Origin of the sequence: Streptomyces sp. P17 (assembly GCF_032436805.1) — a bacterium.
Lineage (GTDB): Bacteria > Actinomycetota > Actinomycetes > Streptomycetales > Streptomycetaceae > Streptomyces.
In genome coordinates, this window is record NZ_JAVRBF010000032.1 from 42,414 (window position 1) to 59,914 (window position 17,501).

At 72.7% G+C, this 17,501-nt stretch carries 13 protein-coding genes; 7 read left to right on the plus strand and 6 right to left on the minus strand.

The annotated features are described in order from the left end of the window. The first annotated feature begins 1 nt into the window (after position 1). Together RMT89_RS21470 and RMT89_RS21475 are read left to right on the plus strand one after the other, a co-directional pair. Positions 2-1,912: a ferritin-like domain-containing protein gene (locus RMT89_RS21470; RefSeq protein WP_315885373.1), complete on the plus strand. Its 1,911-nt coding sequence runs from the start codon at positions 2-4 to the stop codon at positions 1,910-1,912. Further along, positions 1,909-2,883: a hypothetical protein gene (locus RMT89_RS21475; protein WP_315885374.1), complete on the plus strand. Its 975-nt coding sequence runs from the start codon at positions 1,909-1,911 to the stop codon at positions 2,881-2,883. Before RMT89_RS21470 ends, RMT89_RS21475 begins: the two co-directional genes overlap by 4 nt. Here RMT89_RS21475 and RMT89_RS21480 read toward each other — a convergent pair. Beyond that, a complete protein-coding gene (locus tag RMT89_RS21480; RefSeq protein ID WP_315885375.1) occupies positions 2,873-3,754 on the minus strand; it encodes a YncE family protein in 882 nt (293 codons plus the stop codon). The two genes, RMT89_RS21475 and RMT89_RS21480, sit on opposite strands and share 11 nt — an antisense overlap. A gap of 300 nt (positions 3,755-4,054) precedes the next feature. On the opposite strand from RMT89_RS21480, the gene RMT89_RS21485 reads away from it, so the two are divergent. From RMT89_RS21485 to RMT89_RS21495, 3 genes are all read left to right on the plus strand, one after another. Further along, on the plus strand, positions 4,055-7,075 hold the full coding sequence (locus tag RMT89_RS21485) for a LodA/GoxA family CTQ-dependent oxidase (protein ID WP_315885376.1): 3,021 nt from the start codon (positions 4,055-4,057) through the stop codon (positions 7,073-7,075). A 14-nt stretch (positions 7,076-7,089) separates the two neighbouring features. Next, positions 7,090-8,238 (plus strand): tryptophan 7-halogenase, encoded by a 1,149-nt coding sequence (locus tag RMT89_RS21490; RefSeq protein ID WP_315885377.1) that lies wholly within the window; start codon positions 7,090-7,092, stop codon positions 8,236-8,238. Between the two features lie 65 nt (positions 8,239-8,303). Next, a complete protein-coding gene (locus tag RMT89_RS21495) occupies positions 8,304-10,241 on the plus strand; it encodes a hypothetical protein (RefSeq protein WP_315885378.1) in 1,938 nt (645 codons plus the stop codon). A gap of 18 nt (positions 10,242-10,259) precedes the next feature. On the opposite strand, the gene RMT89_RS21500 is transcribed toward RMT89_RS21495, so the two are convergent. Beyond that, positions 10,260-11,693 (minus strand): NAD(P)/FAD-dependent oxidoreductase, encoded by a 1,434-nt coding sequence (locus RMT89_RS21500; protein ID WP_315885379.1) that lies wholly within the window; start codon positions 11,691-11,693, stop codon positions 10,260-10,262. 140 nt (positions 11,694-11,833) lie between these two features. On the opposite strand from RMT89_RS21500, the gene trxA reads away from it, so the two are divergent. Next, entirely contained in the window at positions 11,834-12,220 is a 387-nt protein-coding gene (gene trxA / locus RMT89_RS21505) for a thioredoxin (RefSeq protein WP_315885380.1), read from the plus strand. Positions 12,221-12,391: 171 nt separating this feature from the next. Here the strand turns inward: trxA and RMT89_RS21510 are convergent, their stop codons facing one another. The 4 genes from RMT89_RS21510 to RMT89_RS21525 are packed head-to-tail and all read right to left on the minus strand — an operon-like array spanning position 12,392 to position 16,811. Next, positions 12,392-13,828, minus strand: a complete 1,437-nt coding sequence (locus RMT89_RS21510; RefSeq protein WP_315885381.1) for a benzaldehyde dehydrogenase — start codon at positions 13,826-13,828, stop codon at positions 12,392-12,394. A 29-nt stretch (positions 13,829-13,857) separates the two neighbouring features. Further along, positions 13,858-15,036 (minus strand): 4-hydroxybenzoate 3-monooxygenase, encoded by a 1,179-nt coding sequence (locus tag RMT89_RS21515; protein ID WP_315885382.1) that lies wholly within the window; start codon positions 15,034-15,036, stop codon positions 13,858-13,860. A gap of 17 nt (positions 15,037-15,053) precedes the next feature. Then, complete coding sequence (locus RMT89_RS21520; RefSeq protein ID WP_315885383.1) at positions 15,054-16,100, minus strand: LacI family DNA-binding transcriptional regulator; 1,047 nt, start codon at positions 16,098-16,100, stop codon at positions 15,054-15,056. Positions 16,101-16,139: 39 nt separating this feature from the next. Then, the gene (locus RMT89_RS21525; RefSeq protein ID WP_315885384.1) at positions 16,140-16,811 is read right to left on the minus strand and encodes a TetR/AcrR family transcriptional regulator; all 672 of its coding nucleotides are present in this window, start codon (positions 16,809-16,811) and stop codon (positions 16,140-16,142) included. A gap of 117 nt (positions 16,812-16,928) precedes the next feature. Here RMT89_RS21525 and RMT89_RS21530 point away from each other — a divergent pair, with 117 nt between their 5' ends. After that, positions 16,929-17,492, plus strand: coding sequence for an NAD(P)H-dependent oxidoreductase (locus RMT89_RS21530; RefSeq protein ID WP_315885385.1), 564 nt, complete (start codon positions 16,929-16,931; stop codon positions 17,490-17,492). Positions 17,493-17,501 lie beyond the last annotated feature (9 nt).

Here is a 17,501-nt window from a genome sequence, read left to right on the forward strand (position 1 = left end):
CATGCCCGACCTTCCGGCCCCCGACGGGAAGTTCTTTCCGCGCAACCTCACCGCCCGCGCCGACTACCGCGTGCCCGGCAACCCCTCCGGCACCCGCGCCGAGAGCGGCGTCGACAACTGCTTCCCCGGCCTGGAGTTCGACCAGCGCAACCTGGACACCGGCTTCTTCCCCGGGATCAGGGTCGACTTCCACCGTGACGAAGGGGCACGTGTGCTGGCCTTCACCGGCGAGCCCGCCCTGGCTCAGGGACTGACCGACGCCGACCTGTCCGACACCCGGCCCCTGTACGTACGCGCGCTGTGCGGGCGTACGACCGTGGACCAGAGCGAGCAGCAGGTCCCCACGGTCGACTGCGCGCCGCTGAGCGGCCTGGACGTCTGGCGGCACGTCCACGACCTGCTGCCCGGCACCGTCACGGTGCTCCTCGCACCGATCGCCACCCCGCCCCCCGCCGTACCCGACCTCAACGGGACGCGGCTGACCGGCAACAGCTTTGTGCAGCGGGACGCGCAGGGGCGGGTCGAGTCCGCCGTCCTGACCGCCCCGCGGGCCCGCTATCTCGATGCGGACGGCGTGATCGACCCGGAGGTGTACCGGCCGGGCGAACTGACCCGCAGTCTGTGCGCGCCCTGGCAGTACGACTTCCGCGACTGCGGCTGCTTCTACTGGGCCGCCTCCAAACCCGACGTCACGAGCAGCGCGGACGGCAGCGTGCCCGAGGTCAACTTCCTGCGCGCGGACCGCGGCACCCCGCCCGCCCCGGACCTCTCCAGCGACCAGGGAGGCCGGCGCACCGCCCTGGAGTTCACCTACCCGCAGCTGATCAGAGACTGGCAGGTCCTGCCCGTGGTCCTCGACGACCGTGAGCAGGAGGAACCGGTGAGCACCCCGCGGGCCATGCCCGCCGCGGTCGCCGCGGCCCGCGACCTGATGAGTCCGGAGGACGTGGCCAAGGAACTCACCAAACTGGCCGGGGTGGAACACGCCCTGTGCGTGGAGTACCTCTACGCCCACTACTCGCTGAACGCCCCCCAGTTCCTGCCCCGCAGCGCGGACGAACTCACCCGTCGTGCGCACGCGGCAGGGCAGGAGGTGTTCGCCGTGGCGATCGACGAGATGCGCCATCTACGCTGGGTCAACGAGGCGCTCGCCATGCTCGGCCGGCAACCCGTGCTCGACCGGGCCACGGTCATCGACCGGGAGATCGACCACGAGTTCGGGCTGGAACGGCTCACCCGCGACCGGTTGCAGTGGTTCGTCGACGTGGAGGCGCCCAGCCGGCATGTGGCCGACGACCCGGATGATCCCGTCGGCCTCGACGGCATGTACGTCAAGTTGCACATGTCCGTCGTCCAGCAGCTGGACCTGTTCCCCCAGGGCGACCGGCTCGCCCACCTCATCAAGCTCATCATCGACGAGGGCGGTGACCACTACCGCCGCTTCCTCGCGGTCCAGGACCATCTGGCCGGTCTCCAGGAGAATCAGTACCTTCGTCGGCTCGACGCCCAGGCGGACGCGGCGGAGACCGAACTGCTCGACATCAGCGACCAGTACTATGTGCTGCTGCTCGGGACGCTGCGCGCGTCGCTGGAGCTGTTCGACAGTGCCGGAGGCGCGCTGATGGCACAGACCCGTCTGGTGATGACCAACCTGCAGGAGCTCCACCATGTGCTCGCGGGCCGCGGCGTGGGGCCGCGCTTCACCATGCCGGTCCTGCCCGACCAGGACGGAGGCACCCCCGCCGAAATGAGCACCGCCTACCGGCAGCTCGCCCGGGACGCGGCCGCGACGGTCACCGCGACCCTCCCGGCCGTCGCCCGGCGCGACGGCCGGCTGCGGCCGATGGTGCTGCGCCACATGACCGACGTCGAGGCCGTGCTCGCGGCACTCACCGCCCTGGACGGCCGGTGACCCTGGTCGAGATCGCCGGATCGGGGCTGGCGGAACTGACCTGCGCGCGACTGCTGCTCGCCCGCGGCCACCGGGTCCGGCCGGCCCCGCCCCCGGCCCGTTCGGCGTCCCGCCCGCTGTTGCTGACCGGACCGGCACTGGAGCTGCTCGGCTCGCTGTGGGGCCGGGAACTCCTCGGCGGCGGCTGGTGGCTGACCCACCGTGAGGTGCGGTGGGGAGCGGGTGCCCCTGCCACCCGGTTCCCGCAGCGGGCGTACGCCGTGGACGGTGCCGAGCTGACCGCCCGGATGCGGGAGCTGCTCGGCCGGCGCGACGAGTCCGCGGATCCACCCGAGTGGACCGTCACCGCGGACGCCGGCCCGGACGGGTCCGCACACCGGCAGTTCGGGCGGCGAACCCTGCTGGCCGGCACCGCCCCGCTGCGGCGGGCCGGCGACCGGACCACGGCACGGCTGGACTGCACCGAGCTGGGCTGGCTCCATCTCACGCCGCTCGGCCGCGGTGAGTGCCTGGTCCAGGCGATGGTCCCGGGTCCGGCGGCCGACCCGGCCGGGCTGCTCGGCCGCGTCCTCGCCGAGTCCTGCCTCGCCGGCCGGTTGAGCCGTCCGCCGCGTACCGCCGTGGCGGTGGCGGCCGCGCCCAGCGTCCATCCGACCCCGGCCGCGGCGCCTGCGGCGGCCGGCGGCCGGCTGGTCGTCGGCGCGGGCGCCCTGCGTCAGGATCCGCTCAGCGGCACGGGTACCGCCCAGGCTCTGCGGACCGCGATCCTGGCCGCCGCCGTGATCGACGCGGCCGCGCGGGGCACTTCCGCGGACGCCCTGTGCACCCACTACGCGCGGCGGCTGCGTACCGCCCACGACGCTCACCTGCGCACCTGTCTGCGCCTGTACGAGGCCGCCTTCACGACCGGCGCCTGGCAGGACGAGCTCGACGCCACCCGCACGGCGCTGCTGCGGACCGCTACGGCCTGATCACCGACACGGTTCCGCTGAAGAAGTTGGTGACGTAGAGGCGGGATCCGTCAGGACTCACGGCCACACCGCGTGGCCCGTCACCCACGGGGATCGTGTCGACCACCTCGCCCCGCGCGGTGTCGATCACGGAAACTGTGCCGAACGGGAAGTGGGCCACGTACAGCCGAGCCCCGTCGCGGGTCACCGTCACCCCGTACGGACCGTCGGTGACGGGGATCGTCGAGACCACCGCGGTGCGGTCGAGGTCGACGACGGAAACCTGGCCGGAGAAGTAGTGGGTCACGTAGAGGTACTGCTCATCGGGGCTCACCGCCACGCCGACCGGGAAGTCGAGGCCGGTGACGGTCGCGAAGTCACCCATGGCGAACTGGTCGGTCACCCATACCCGGTCCTCCAGCGCCAGCGCGAGATATACGCGCTGTCCGTCGGGGCCGGCCGCCACTCCGTAGGGCGCGTGGCCGAAATGGCTGCCGGAGACGTCGTCCGGGAGCTCGATCTTCAGCAGGAGTTCCGCATTGGGGACGGTGACGTGCAGACGTGTGCCGTCCGGGCTCGCCGCCACGCCGTACGGACCTTCGTCGACCGCGATCGTGTCCACGACCTCCTCACGGGAGGTGTCGACCACCGCCACCGTGTCCGCCTTGAAATCGGTCACGTAAAGACGGCTTCCGTCGGGGCTCACCGCCACACTGTGCGGGCTCTCCCCGACTCGGATCGTCGTGACCCCGCGCGGGGCGGATGGTGTGGTCGTGCTCTGCGGCCGGGGCACTTCCCGGCCTCTCTTGCGGGCCGTGTCCAGGAGACGTACCAACGGCGTGTCGGCGCGTTCGGCTGCCAGACGGTCCCGCCTGTCGTGTTCGGTGGCCATGGCGGCACTTCCCAACTGGGGTTCCTGGATGGATGGTTGAACGCCGGTCGCGCGCCGCGGGCGGAGGTCGACGGCGTTCACGGGTGGGCTCGACGGGCGCGGTGGCCGCATGCGGCGGCCGGGGCTCGTTGTCCAGTCTGATGGAGATCCAGGCGAGGTGCGACTCGGCCGGTCACGGCCTTCGGTCGCGCGTCGCACGCTTGTTTGTCAGTATGGAGAGCTGTACGGACGGTGCACCCCTGTACATCGCTCCACGAGCCCGGTGCGCCCCGGCAGTACCGCATCGCGGGAGATCGAGCCATGGCCGTCGTTTCCGCTTCCTCGTCCTCCGGGCCCTCCGAGAACGACAACCGGTCCGTGCCGGACTGTTCGTCGGATCCCGCGGCCGCGTTGAAGGAGATGTTCGTCGACCGGTCCCAGGGCGATCGCGTCGCGCGGGGGCAGGATCCGGTGGAACGGCCGGTCTTCCTCAAGCCGCACGGCACCGCCCGCGGCACGCTCACGGTCCGCGCCGACCTGCCGGACGAACTGCGCGTCGGATTCCTGGAGTTCGCCCGGCAGCGGCCCGAGGGCCTGACCGCCTGGGTGCGCTTCTCCAGCGACACCGTGCCCAGTCGCCCGGACCTGCTCACCACGGTGGGCGTCGGCGTCAAGGTCTTCGGCGTGCCCGGCGCCAAGCTGCTCGACGGCGAGGGCGACGCCGACACCCAGGACCTGCTGATGCAGAACCACGACGTGTTCTTCGTCGACACGGCCCAGGACATGTGCGAGTTCACCCGGGCCGGCGTCGTCCACCAGGACTACGAGTCCTATCTGCGCGACCACCCGGTGACCCGGCGGATCCTCGACGACATGGCCAGGACCGAGGACAGCGTCCTGACGGCCACTTACTGGGGCGTGCTGCCGTACGCCTTCGGCACCGACCGGTTCGTCAAGTACAAGCTGGCGCCCGCCGGTTGCGCCCCGGCCGACCCCGCGGCCACCCCGCCCGACGAGAACCCCGGCTATCTGGGCACCGACCTCGCGCACCGGCTCGCCGCCGGCGAGGCGGCCTTCGACCTGCTCGTGCAGTTCCGCACGGACGTCGAGGCCATGCCGCTCGACCGGGCGACCGTGCGCTGGGACGAGTCCGCGAGCGCCCCGGTCCCCGTCGCCCGGCTCACCCTGGCCCAGCAGGACGTCCGCGGCCGCGGACAGGCGGCGTACGGCGCCAACCTGGCGTTCAACCCCTGGCACAGCCTCGCCGAGCACCGGCCCGTCGGCAGCCTCGCCGAGGCCCGCGCGACGGTCTACAAGGCGTCCGCGGACCGGCGTCGCGACGCCAACGGCATCCCGGCCGCCGAACCCGGCCCCGCCCGGCCCCCGTCCACCGAGCCCGCGGGGCGCGACAGCCGGATCGTACGGGCCGCGATCCATCCCGCGATCGGCGTCGCCCGGGTCGGCGACAGCGCCGAGGAGTTCTTTCTCGCCCCCGAGACCGAGGACGAGCCCCCACAGCCCACCGGCTCGTACAAGGACGCGACCGGCGCCCTGAAGCGCCAGGCGGCCCGGTTCCGGATCTACGGCTACAACGCGGCCGGGGAACCGGTGGCCGAACTCACCGCGGACAACGCCGACGTGCGCTGGACCGTGCACGTCGCCAACAAGAAGGCAGCCTGGTACCAGTTCCAACTGGCCCTGGACATCCCCGAGGCCGCCCAGGCGGCCGAGAGCCAACTCCGCAATCCCCTGGTCGCGGGAGCGGACCGGGCCGGGCTGAGCATCGATCCCGGCTCCCGCTCCGTCCGCGGCCGGGACCGTGCCGGCCTGCCCGAACTGCGCTTCGACACCGGGACGTTCCTGCGCATCCCGGTCTACCTCGGCGAACTGCGCACCGACGAGGCCGGGCGGCTGATCTTCCTCGGCGGCCGCGGCGTCTCCGAGTCCGTCGACAACAAGGAGGCCGAGGACTTCGCCAACAACGACGGCTGGTACGACGACATCTGCGACGGCCCGGTCACCGCCGAGGTCCGCGTCGAGGGCCGCGCACTGCCGGTCGAACCGGCCTGGGTGGTGGTCGGCCCGCCCAACTACGCCCCCGAGCTGAAGTCCGTACGCACGCTGTACGACCTCGTCCGCGACGCGTTCGTCACGGCCGGAGCGCTCCCCGAGCCGGAGAAGGCCTCCTTCACCCACGACATCCTGCCCATCCTGCGCCGCCTGTGCGAGCTGCAATGGGTCAACCAGGGCCTGGCCACCCTGTTCGGACACGGCGGACGCGAGCACTTCCTCGACCCCGACCTGCTGGCCGCCCTCGCCGACCCGGCCCCCCGCCGCCAGGAGCTGCGCCGGCAGATCTCGAAGACCATGCGCGACCCCGACCGGGACGGCACCTCACAGATCCCCTGGCCGCCCGTCTACGGCGACGCGATGAGCCTGCCCCCGGTCTCCGCACGCCAGCACCTGGCCCTCTCCCCGCTCCAGACACGGCTGTTGGCACGCTGGGCCCGCGGCGATTTCGTCCCCGACCACGTCCCCGGTGCCGACACCACGCCCAAGCCGCTCGACCGGCTGCCGCTCGCCGCCCGGCCGGCCGCCCTCGACCGCGCGGCCCTGTCCTTCTGCGTCGCCGACGCCTTCCACCCCGGCTGTGAGATCACCTGGCCGATGCGTCACACCACGCTGTACAGCGCGCCGTTCCGCATCCGCCACCGCCCGCCGGGCCCCGACCGCTTCCACGGCAGGGTGCTCACCCCGCAGGCCGCCCTGGCCTACGACGGGCCGCTGTACGCCCAGGGACCCGGCGGCCTGACCCGCTGGATGGCCGTGCCCTGGCAGACGGACACCGCGAGCTGCCGCTCCGGATACGAAAAGCGGTACGACCCGTATCTGCCGACGTTCTGGCCCGCCCGGGTGCCCAACCACGTCCTGGCCGAGGAGGACTACCAGATCGTCCTCGACACCGCGCGCCCGCGCGAGGAGCGGCTCGCGGCGTTCGCACGCCGCTACCCCTGGGACCGCTGGCTGCCCACGCCCTACAAGGCCACCATCAACGCGATGGTGAAGGACTTCGGACGGCTCGGTCTGGTCGAACGCCGTCCGGGCGTCACCGACGACCCCCTTCTGCCCGCCGAGATGCTCGTCGAGTCCGAGGTCTCCTTCCCCGCCGAACCCGCCCCGCCGCACGGCCGCAACCTGCTGAGCCTGCATGTGCCGCTCGCCGCCGACGAGCGGCTGCGGGACGCCGTCCTGGCGACCGCCGTCGCCCTCGCCGAGGAACCGGACGAGGAACTGTCGGCGGGCTACATCGCGAAGGTCGCCCGCTTCCCGGGCAACCGGTGACGCGGCGGCCGGCGGTGACGCGTCACGAGGTGTACGACGCGGTCGTCGCCGGCGCGGGACCGGCCGGCGCGGTGGCCGCCCTCGTGCTCGCGCGCGCCGGCCGGCGCGTGGCGCTCGTGGACGAGCCACCCGGGCTCGTGACGGGAGCTCACAAGGTCGGCGAGAGCCTGCCGTCGGCCGCCGCTTCCCTGTTGCGCGATCTGAACCTGTGGCCCGGCGGTGTCGAGACGCACCTGCGCTCCACCGGGATGTACGTCTCCTGGGGCTCGCCCACGCTGAACGAACGCGGCCCGGTGCAGGACCCGTACGGCCCGGGATGGCAGCTGGACCGTCTCCGCTTCGACGCGTTCCTTCGCGAGGCGGCGCACGCGGCGGGCGCCGAGCCGCTGCGCGGGCGGGCCGTGGACGCCGCGGACGACGGCCCCTGCCTGCGCCTGCTCGTGCGCCAGGGGCACGGCACACGGGAGCTGCGCTGTGCCTGGGCCGTCGACGCGACGGGACGCCGCGCGGTCCTCGCCAGGCGTCGAGCGGTCCGTCGTCGCCAGGACCGGCTCGTGGCCGCCCATGTCCTGATGCCACGTCACCAGCCGTCCGGCGTGGGAGAGTCGGACCAGGAGGCCCGGACCGTCGTCGAGGCGGTGCCCGGCGGATGGTGGTACACGACGCTGACCCCCGTGGGACGGATCGTCGCCCATCTGACCGACCCGGACCTCGCCGGCCCAGGTCTGCGTACCCCCGACGGGTTCCTGCAGGGGGCCCTGCGCACCCGGTACATCGGCGACCGCCTCACGGCCGGGGACCTCACCGATCCGCCGGCTCCGTGCTGGAGCGCCGCCCACGGTCTGCGTCGCACGCCCTACGGCGGCCGGGGCTGGATCGCCGCCGGTGACGCGGCGCTGGCCTTCGACCCGCTCTCCTCGCAGGGCATCCTCACCGCCCTGCACAGCGGAGCCCGCGCCGGCCTCGCCACGGCCCTGTGCCTCGCGGGCGCGCCGCCCCGCCCGGTCCTGGCCTCGTACACGGACTTCCTCGACGGCGTCGCCGCCGCCTACGTACGCCATCACACGGAGGCCTATGCGGCTGAAACCCGCTGGCCGGAACTGCCGTTCTGGCAACGGCGGGCGGCCGTCCGCCGACGCGCGCGCCAGGGGCCCCGCGACTAGAGTGGGCGGAGGGGCAAACCACCTGTTCCGGGGGAGGGGTCAACCACCGCTCTGGGGGTTCGGTCATGGCTTCGCAGTCACACTGCGTCCTGGACGCGGCGGAAATCACCCAAGCCGTACAGGACCTCAACCACTCGGTGACCCTGATCGCGGGAAAGACCACCGTCGTCCGGTTGTACCTGAGGGGCACCTCCGGGCCGGCGGTCTCCGTGCGGGGCGCCGTCGCCGTCCGCCGCTCCCCGGCGGAACCGGCCCAGACGATCGCCTCCGTCAACGCGATCTCCCTCGATCCGGCCCAGCCCCCTGACCTCGCCACGCGTCGCGGGGACGCCGGACTCAGCCTCAATTTCGTGCTGCCCAGCTGGCTGACGGCAGAAGGCCCGCTCAGTGTCACGGCAGTGAACGTCGTCGACGCGGTCAGCGGGACCCCGCTGCCGCTCACCGGCCCCACCGGCCCCACCGGCCCCACCGTCTGGTTCAAGTCCGGGCCACCGCTGCGCGTGCGCATCCTCGGTGTGCGCTACTCGTTCGGCAGCCCGCCCACTGTCCACGCCCCTCGGGAGAAGGACTACCGGGCGCTGGTGTCCTGGCTCGGGCGGGCCTATCCGGTGGCCGAGGTCATCAGCACCCGAGGACTCGTCGACGCCGTCGTCCCGCCGGAATTCGGCTCCGAGGACGTCAATGCCCAGCTGGCCGCGATCCGCGCGCTCGACATGAGCACCGGCGGGGACCAGCGCACGCACTATTACGGTCTGGTGGCCGACGGCGGCTTCTACATGCGCGGTGCGGCCTCGGGCATTCCGGCGCTGCCCGACCCCACCACCGTGGCGTCGGGACCGACCGGCCCCGGCTCCTACGGCTGGGACTTCGACGGTGTGTACGGCGACTGGTACGGCGCCCACGAACTGGCTCACACGCTGGGCCGCAGACACCCCGGCTTCTGCGGGGAGAGCCACGACGACCTGCTCAACTACCCCTTCAAGAACGGCCAGATCGGCGACGAGACCCACGCGTTCGTCGGCTTCGACGTCGGTGACACGGCCCTGGGCCTGCCGATGAAGGCGCTGCCGGGAGCCCAGTGGCACGACGTGATGACCTACTGCAACTTCCAGTGGCTCAGCTCCTACACCTACGAGGGCGTACGGCGTCGCCTGCTCGCCGAGGACGCCCTGGTGTCGGGCACCGGACCGGTCGCCGAGCCGGCCCCGCTGGTTCCGTCGGCGCCGCCGCTGACGGCCACCGTGATGTCGGGCCTCGGTGGCAGCGGCGGGCGACCCGACGACCGCCACCCCACCCGCACCGCGACCACGGTGACCTCGACCGGCCCCGGCGCACGGGAGGCGGCGGGCCCCGGCCCGGAGGGAGCGCCCGAGCAACTCGTCAGCGTCGTCGGGACGGTGAACCTGACCCGCCACGAGGGCAGCATCCGGTTCGTCAACCCGGTGGACCGGCCGGCGGTCCCTCCGAGCCCGCCGGCCGGACAGACCGCGCCGCAGGAGGCCGCCGACGGTGGAGGGGCCCCGACGGCCGTGCTGCGGATCCTGCAGTCCGGTGGGTCACCGCCGCAGGAGATCCAGGTACCGGTCAAGCTGAACTCCGAACCGGAGCCGGGCGCCGACCGGACCGGGCTGATCGACGCGGTGACGTCCACTGGACCCGCTCCCGAGGCCGTCGAACTGGTCGTGGACGGCCAGGTGCTGGACACCTTCCGGCCGGGCGGCACCCCGCCCGCGCTGCGAGCGGCGCGGTACGAGGGCGCCGAGGACGGCATGCTCGGCATGGCCCTGGAGTTCGACCGGGAGCCCGAGCCGGACCTCTCCTACTCCGCCCAGGTCAGCGCGGACGGCGGCCGTACCTGGCAGACCCTGGGCGTCGGCCTGAAGGATCCCACGGTCCACCTCGACCGCGGCCAGTTCCGGCCCGGGGACGATGTCCGGCTGCGCATCACGACGACCAACGGGTTCACCAGTACGGCGGCGGAGACGGCACTCTTCTCCGAGTGAGGCCGGGGCGACCGGGATTCAGTTGTCCCGGTACGTCTCCAGCAGCCTGAGCCACACCTCACTGATCGTCGGATACGACGGAACCGCGTGCCACAGCCTGCTGATCGGTACCTCGCCCGCGACCGCGATCGTCGCGGAGTGGATGAGTTCGCCGACGCCGGGGCCGACGAAGGTGACGCCGAGGAGGATTTCGCGTTCCAGGTCGACGATCATGCGGGCGCGGCCTCGGTAGCCGTCGCCGTAGAGGGAGGCGCCGGAGACGTTGGCGAGGTCGTAGTCGACGGCGCGGACTCGGTGGCCCGCCTGTTCGGCTTCCGCCAGGGACAGGCCCACCGCGGCTGCCTCGGGGTCGGTGAAGACGACCTGGGGGACGGCCGCGTGGTCGGCGGTGGCGGCGTGGGCTCCCCAGGGGTCGGATTCCAGGAGCGGGACGCCCGAGGCGCGGGCGGCGATCGCGGCGCCGGCGATGCGGGCCTGGTACTTGCCCTGGTGGGTGAGGAGGGCGCGGTGGTTGACGTCGCCGACGGCGTAGAGCCAGTCGCTGCCGGTGACGCGCAGGCTGTCGTCGACGGGGAGCCAGGAGCCGGGGTTCAGGCCGATCGTGTCCAGGCCGATGTCGTCGGTGTGCGGGGCGCGGCCGGTGGCGAAGAGGATCTCGTCGGCCTCGATCCGGTCGCCGCCGTCGGTGACGACCACGACCGTGCCGTTCTCGCGGCTCACGGACTCCACCGAGGTGCCGGTGCGGACGTCGGTGCCCGCCTCGGTGAGCGCCTCGGCGACCAGCTCGCCGGCGAAGGGCTCCATGCGGGACAGCAGGCCCTTGCCGCGGACGAGGAGGGTGACCTGTGAGCCGAGGGCCTGCCAGGCGCAGGCCATCTCCGTGGCGACCACTCCCCCGCCCACCACGACCAGGCGTCCGGGCGCCTCCTTGGCGCTGGTGGCCTCCCGGCTGGTCCAGGGCTTCACCTCGGCGAGTCCGGGCAGGGCGGGCAGGACCGCGCGGGTGCCGGTGCACACGACGACGGCGTGCCGGGCGGTCAGGACGCGCTCGGTGCCGTCGGCGCCGGTCACGGTGACCGTGCGGGCGCCGGTGATACGGCCGTGGCCCCGGTAGAGGTCGGCGCCGATGCCCTCCAGCCAGCCGACCTGGCCGTCGTCCTTCCAGTGGGAGGTGAAGCCGTCCCGCCGGGCCGTCACCTCCGCCGTGTCGAGTCGGCCCTGCACGGCGGCGCTCAGGCCGGGCAGGCGGCGGGCGTCGGCCTGGGCGATGACCGGGCGCAGCAGGGCCTTGCTGGGCATGCAGGCCCAGTACGAGCACTCGCCGCCGACCAGCTCGCTCTCCACGACCGCGGTGGACAGGCCGGCCGCGCGGGTGCGGTCGGCCACGTTCTCCCCCACGGGCCCGGCCCCGAGCACCACGACGTCGTACGCGATGGATTCCGTTTCCGTCATGGGGTCAGTCTGGTGGGTGGTGTGCACCGTGGCCACACGGGTACGTGCGCCGATGCGTGACTGTACGCGCACGGAATACCTGCCCGTCCGGCCGTGTTGTGCCGACGGCTTCGCCCCGACACAGGAAGAGGGAACACGCCATGAGCAGCACCGTGGAGCTCACCAAGGAGAACTTCGACCAGACGGTCACGGACAACGAGTTCGTCCTGATCGACTTCTGGGCGGCCTGGTGCGGCCCGTGCCGGCAGTTCGCCCCGGTCTACGAGAAGGCTGCGGAGGAGAACCCGGACCTGGTGTTCGGCAAGGTGGACACCGAGGCGCAGCCGGAGCTGGCCGCGGCCTTCGGTATCCAGTCCATCCCCACCCTGATGATCGTCCGGGATCAGGTCGCCGTGTTCGCGCAGCCGGGCGCCCTGCCCGAGGCCGCCCTGACGGACGTCATCGGGCAGGCCCGCAAGCTGGACATGGACGAGGTCCGCAAGGCCGTGGCCGAGCAGCAGGCCCAGGCCGAGGCGAACGGCCAGTAACCCCTAGACCCGTACTTCGCAGGTCACCCGATCGTGAAGACCAAGCGGTCGTAGCTGATCGCTCGCCGGTCGGAACCGCAGCAGCGATGGCCGTCTCGGTCCGGCCCGGTCGAGATCGGACGCCGTGAGGCCGATGCGGAGAACCTTTTCGGCGACCTGCGAAGTACGGGCCTAGAAGGGGTACGGCGCCACGTCCCCGCGCACCGTCGTCCAGCGCACGTCGGTGAAGGCCTCCAGGTTGGCCTCGCCGCCGAACCGGGCGCCGGTGCCGGAGGCTGCCGTACCGCCGAAGGGCGCGACCGCCTCGTCGTTCACGGTCTGGTCGTTGATGTGCACGATGCCGGTCGGGATGCGCTCGGCGAGGTCCAGGCCGCGGGCCGCGTCCCTGGTGACGATGCCCAGGGAGAGGCCGTAGGGTCCGTCCGCCGCGAGGGCGGCGGCCTCGTCGGGGGTGCTGAAGGGCCGTACGGGTGCGACGGGGCCGAAGACCTCCTCCGCGTAGGCGGGGGTGTTGTCGGCGACGTCGGCGAGGACTGTGGGCCGGTAGAACAGCAGCTCGTGCGTGCCGCCCGCGGCCAGTTTGGCGCCGCTGGCGGCGCTGGCCTCGACCAGGCCGTGCACCTTGGCGAGCTGGTTGCGGTCGATGAGCGGGCCGAGGTGGACCTGGTCGCGGTGCGGGTCGCCGACGGCGAGCGAGTCGGCCTTCGCGGCAAGGCGCTCGACGTACTCCTGGTAGAGCGAGCGGTGCACGAGGTGGCGGCCGGTCGTCATGCAGATCTGGCCCTGGTGGAAGAAGGAGCCCCAGGCGGCGGTGGAGATCACCGCGTCGAGGTCGGCGTCCTCCATGACGATCAGGGCGGAGTTGCCGCCCAGCTCCAGATGCGCGCGCTTGAGATGGCGGCCGGCGGTCTCGCCGACGGCCCGCCCGGCCGCGGTGGAGCCGGTGAAGGAGATCACCGGCACCCTCGGGTCGGCGACCAGGGCCGCTCCGGTCTCCGCCCCGCCGGGCAGGATGTGCAGCAGCCCCTCGGGCAGGCCCGCCTCCGTGAAGACCGCGGCCAGCGACAGGCCGCCGCAGACCGCGGTGCGCGGGTCCGGCTTGAGGACGACGGCGTTGCCCAGGGCGAGGGCGGGGGCAACGGAGCGGATGGAGAGGATCAGCGGGGCGTTGAACGGGGCGATCACGCCGACCACGCCGACCGGGACCCGGCGGGTGTAGGACAGGCGGGGCGCCTCGCTGGGCAGGACGTGTCCGGCGGGGCGGGAGGCGAGGGCGGCGGCCTCGTAGCACTCCTGGGAGGCGACGTGCAGTTCGAAGTCGGCCTTGCCGGGGATGGAGCCCGACTCGCGCACGAGCCATTCACGCAGCTCGTCGGCGTGCGCGGTGAACAGGTCCCCGGCTTTGCGCAGGACCCCGGCGCGCACGAAGTGCGGCAGCCGCGCCCACTCCGCCTGCGCCGCGCGGGCGGCCTCGGCGGCCGGTGCGACGTCCTCGGGGGCGGCGAGGGTGACCGTGCCGAGCGCGTCGCCGGTGGCGGGCTCGGTGACGGTGTGCTCGGGGCCCGTGAGGGGGCGGGGCTGCCAGGACTTGGGGTCGAGCAACGACATGACGGCTCTCCGTTCGGTCACCGCGGGACTCACTCGGGGAGCGGGAGTCCCGTGTAGTTCGCCGCCAGTTCGGCGGCCGCGTGGCGGGATGCGGTGATCCGGCGCAGACGTGCGAGCTGCATCCGCTGGTCGAAGGCATCCCCGTCTGGTTGAGCGTGCAACATCTTAGTCATGTCGTAGGAGAAACGCGTGGCCTGCCACACTCGCGCGAGACACACGTCCGAGTATCTGTCGATCAGTTGTGTCTCGCCTGTGGAACGCCACGCGGCGAGCGCGCGGCTCAAGAAGCGGACGTCGGCGACGGCGAGGTTGAGGCCCTTGGCGCCGGTCGGCGGGACGATGTGGGCGGCGTCCCCGGCGAGCAGGAGCCGGCCGTGGCGCATCGGCTCGTGGACGTAACTGCGCATCGGGGTCACGGACTTGGCGGTGATGGGTCCGCGTTCCAGGGTCCAGTCGGCGTCGATGGCGAAGCGGGCGGCCAGTTCGTCCCAGATCCGGTCGTCGGGCCAGTCCTGTGGGTCGGTGCCGACCGGGACTTGGAGATACAGCCGGGAGACGGAGGGCGAGCGCATGCTGTGCAGGGCGAAGCCGCGCTCACCGCGTGCGTAGACCAACTCCTCGCAGGACGGCGGCACTTCGGCGAGGATCCCCAGCCAGGCGTAGGGGTGGTCGTGGGCGTACGCCCGGCTCACGGCGGCCGGTACGGCATCGCGCGACACGCCGTGGAAGCCGTCGCAGCCCACGACCCAGTCGCAGGTCAGCGTCTCCTCCCGGCCCTGATGCAGGTAGCGCACGACCGGCTGCTCGCTTTCCGCGCCCTCGACGGCAAGGGCCGGGGCCTCGAACAACAGCGGTGGCCCGTCTGCCAGTTGGAGCGCGATCAGATCGCGCACGATCTCGGTCTGGGCGTAGATGGTGACGGTACGGCCGCCGGTGAGGGCCGGGAAGTCGATGTGGTGCCGCTCGCGCTCGAAGCGCAGCTCGATGCCGTTGTGGACCATGCCCTCGGCTTGCAGCCGGTCGGCGGCGCCGGCCTCGCGCAGGGTGTCGACGGTGCCCTGCTCCAGCATGCCCGCGCGCTGGCGGTGCTCGACGTACTGGCGGGTGCGGCTCTCCAGGACGACGCAGTCGACCCCGGCCCGGTGCAGCAGACGGGCGAGGAGGAGCCCGGCGGGGCCGCCACCGATGATGCCGACGGTCGTACGCATGGAGGGCCTCCCGTACGTCAGCTGGAGTCGCGGTGCACCACCGATGCTCCCAGTACCTTGTGCGTCTCGGGCGCGGCGGCGGGGTTGCGCACCGCGCGGTCGACCAGTTCGGCGAGGTCGCGGCCGGACGGCAGCTCGATATGGACGGTACTCAGTCTGGGCCGCAGCAGCCTGCCGAGCATCAGATCGTCGGCGCCGATGACGGCCGTGTCCCGGGGTACGGCGACGCCCTCGTCCTGCAGGGCCCTCATCAGCAGCATCGCGTACTCGTCGTTGTAGGCGAACACGGCGTCCAGGTCCAGCTCGCGCCAGCGTGCGGCGAGGCGGGCGGCGGCCTCCTCGTCGTAGCCGAGGGGCAGCTCCGTCACCGTGGCGTCGGTGCCGGTCAGGGCCCGGCGCACGCCGTCGAGGCGGGGCCCGGAGAAGGCCTCAAGGCCGGGCTCGGCGGGCACCACGACGCCGATACGGCGCCTGCCGCGCTCGTAGAGGTGGCGGCCCGCGCTGTGGCCGACGGCCGAGTGGTCCATCTGGAGGGCGTGGGCGCCCTCGACGCACTCGGAGCCGATGGTGACCACGGCCCGGGCGCCGGAGCGCTTGAGGACCGTCACGCCCTGCGGGCCGAGTCCGGAGCCCGGTACCAGGACGGCGACGGGGCGCAGTTCCGCCCAGGCGCGGGCGGCCTCGTCGCCGTGCAGGCCGACGCTGCCGTACTGCACGACCGTGTAGTCGAGGCGGCCGAGGGCGGACTGGAGGTCGCTGATGAACTGGCCGTACAGGGGGCCGACCGGGAAGGCCGGGGCGGGCATCAGGACCATCCGGCTGTGCCCGGCGCGCAGGCTGCGGGCGGCCGCGTGCGGGACGTACCCCAACTCCTTCGCGGCCTCGTGGACCCGGCGCCGGGTGGGCTCGCTGATCCGTACGGCGCTGGTGTTGTTCAGGACGTAGGAGACGGTCGCGCGCGAGACGCCGGCCAGGCGGGCCACATCGGCGCTCGTGGGCACGGAGCGCGGTGCGGGAGACGCGGACGCGGGCGTTTTCGGTATCTGCACCATGACGTACGGCATCTTTGCAGAAGCTGTGAAGGGGCGTCCGGGCGGGGGCTGTTACCTCCCCTGGCAGGGCGGGGCGGTCCTCGTGACGCGGTCGACGAGGTCCAGCCAGCCCGCCTCGACCCGCTCCTGCGACATGCCGCAGACCTTGCTGCGGTAGTGGATCATCGGGGGGTCGAGATACGCCATCAGCGTCAGGGACAGCAGTTCGCAGTCGGCGTCCGGGACTATCTGGCGCAGCAGGATCAGCGCGTGGCCGCGCAGGAAGCGGCGGGGCGCGTTGGAGTGGCGGCGTTCCGCGACGGGCTCGGCGGCGAGCTGGAGCTCCAGTTCGTCGGCCGAGCGGCGCAGCAGGGCGCAGCCGAACGCTTTGAGCCGTTCCAGGGGCGGCGCCCCGGGGCCCAGCGGCGGGGGGCCGGTGATGATCGCGGACTGGAAGTTCTTCTCGGAGTGGTCGAGCAGGGCCGTGAGCAGGCCGGTGCGGTCACCGAAGCGGCGGAAGACCGTGCCCTTGCCGACCTCGGCCGCCGCGGCCACCGCCTCCATCGTGACCCCGGCCGCGCCGTGCTCCGCCACCAGGCGTCCGGCGGCCTCCAGCAGCCGGGCCCGGTTGCGAGCGGCGTCGGCGCGCAGGCAGGGCTCGTCCTCCGGGGAACCCAGCTGGAGCAGTTCGGGCTCGTCGAGGGGCTCCTGAGGCAGCGGGAAGGGCGGCAGGGACGCGGACATGAAGCCAGCGTAAAGCATCGGGAATGAAACTGGACCGCGGTCCGCTTAGGATGCTAGAAACTAAACGGACCTCGGTCCGGTTGCTCCCCGCCCGCTTGTTTCACATCTGGAGTTCGCATGTCTGTTCGCATCCTCGCGCTCGTCGGCAGCCTTCGCACCGGTTCGCACAACCGCCAGCTCGCCGAGGCGGCCGTGAAGCTCGCGCCCGAGGGCGCCGAGGTCGAGCTCTTCGAGGGCCTCGCGGAGATCCCCTTCTACAACGAGGACATCGACGTCGAGGGCAGCGTCCCGGCCCCGGCCGCCAAGCTGCGCGAGGCCGCGCAGGCCGCCGACGCGTTCCTGCTGTTCTCCCCCGAGTACAACGGCACCATCCCGGCCGTCCTGAAGAACGCCATCGACTGGCTGTCCCGTCCGTACGGCGCCGGCGCCTTCGGCGGCAAGCCGGTCGCCGTCCTCGGCACCGCCTTCGGCCAGTACGGCGGCGTGTGGGCGCAGGACGAGACCCGCAAGGCCGTGGGCATCGCCGGCGGCAAGGTGCTGGAGGACGTCAAGCTCTCCATCCCCGGCTCCGTGACCCGCTTCGCCGAGACCCACCCGGCCGACGACGCCGAGGTCGCCGCCCAGCTGACCGAGGTCATCGCCCGGGTGCACGGCTACGCCGGCGAGACGGCCGCCGCCTGAGGCAGCGGT